The following is a 1,456-nucleotide window of genomic DNA, read 5'->3' as shown; positions in this document are numbered from 1 at the left end:
CGGGTCAGCTGGGTCAACTACGCGGGCCTGCCGTCCCACCCCCACTACGAGCGGGGCAGGGAGCTGCTGCCGCTGGGCGTGGGCTCCGTGTTCAGCTTCGGCGTGAAGGGCGGGCGCGACGCCGGGGCCGAGTTCATCTCGAACCTGCAGCTGGCCAGCCACCTGGCCAACATCGGCGACGCCAAGACCCTCGTGCTGCACCCGGCCTCCACCACGCACCAGCAGCTGACCGCCGAGCAGCTCGTGGCCGGCGGCATCCCGGAGGACCTGATCCGCATCTCCGTGGGCATCGAGGACGTCGAGGACATCCTCTGGGACCTGGACCAGGCCCTGGAGGCCGCCGTGAACGCCGCCCTGAAGGAGGCCGCCAAGTGAGCACCGTTCTGCCCGACCGCACCTGGACCGGACCGTCCGCGCCGGAGCGCCTGGCGCTGCTGCGCCAGACCGAGTCGATCGCCATCGTCGGCGCCTCGGACAAGCCCGCCCGCGCGTCGTACTTCGTGGCGACCTACCTGCTGTCCTCGACCACCTTCCGGGTCTACTTCGTCAACCCGATCCTGGCCGAGCAGGGCAAGCAGATCCTCGGCCACCCGGTGTACGCCTCGCTGAAGGACCTGCCGGAGGTCCCGGACCTCGTGGAGGTCTTCCGCAAGTCCGAGGACACCCCGGGCATCGTGGAGGAGTCCCGCGAGGCCGGCGCGAAGGCCGTCTGGCTGCAGCTGGGCATCTGGAACGAGGAGGCCGCCCACCTGGCGGAGTCCCACGGGATGGACATCGTGATGGACCGCTGCGTGAAGATCGAGCACGCCCGCTTCCACGGCGGCCTGAACCTCGCCGGCTTCAACACCGGCGTGATCTCCTCCCGGCGCCAGGAACTGGACCGCTGATCCCGCCGGCGGCGGCCGCGCCCCGTCTCGGGGCGGCCGCCGCCGATGGGCCCCTCATGGGCCCGGTCAGAAGGTCAGCAGCGACTTGACCACTCCGGCGGGCCCCCTCATCGGGACGAGACGGGCCACGGCCTTGACGTTGTCCAGTCGCTTGGGCCGGAGGTTTCGCGCCCTCTGCAGTTCGCCGTGCTGGGCGCCCAGCACGATCACGGCCCCGGCGAAGGCGGGGATGGTCCACTGCAGCAGCCGAAGCTGCTCCTGGGCCTCCTGCAGCTCCGGGGAGGCGGTGAGCGAGGGTTCGGTGGCGCCCTGAGCACCCTGCTGGGTCACGTAGCGGCCCTTGTTCTCCCAGAGGATCGGCGCCCAGGTGCCCAGGTGCGCGGCGAAGGCCGCTGTCTACACGGGTGCCCAGCGCTTCCAGCCCAGGCTGAAAGGCCCCTCACCCGAACGGCCCGCGTTCACCGGGTTCCAGCGCCATGACTGCGGCTGCCAGACACGGGGGCCTTCCCACCGGCCGGTCTCCTAGAGTGAGGGGATGACGACGACTCCGACGGACGTCCACCGGCTCG

The 1,456-nt window shown here is 71.1% G+C and carries 2 protein-coding genes and 1 pseudogene; 2 read left to right on the top strand and 1 reads right to left on the bottom strand.

Annotated elements, in window-relative coordinates; genetic code table 11:
* Positions 1–375 (top strand): PLP-dependent transferase (locus PLJ28_RS15940; RefSeq protein WP_324590451.1); only part of this gene is annotated, 375 nt, incomplete at its 5' end.
* Positions 372–887 carry a CoA-binding protein gene (locus PLJ28_RS15935; RefSeq protein WP_010143520.1) on the top strand — a complete coding sequence of 172 codons (516 nt, stop codon included), beginning with the start codon at positions 372–374 and terminating at the stop codon, positions 885–887. The genes PLJ28_RS15940 and PLJ28_RS15935, both read left to right, overlap by 4 nt.
* 66 nt (positions 888–953) lie before the next feature.
* On the opposite strand, the pseudogene PLJ28_RS15930 reads toward PLJ28_RS15935, so the two are convergent.
* A pseudogene (locus tag PLJ28_RS15930) lies at positions 954–1,316 on the bottom strand (hypothetical protein); the annotation flags it as partial.
* Positions 1,317–1,456: the final 140 nt, after the last annotated feature.

The organism is Citricoccus sp., assembly GCF_035445025.1.
In the GTDB taxonomy this organism is placed as follows: Bacteria; Actinomycetota; Actinomycetes; order Actinomycetales; family Micrococcaceae; genus Citricoccus.
This window is presented reverse-complemented; position numbering and strand designations above follow the sequence as displayed.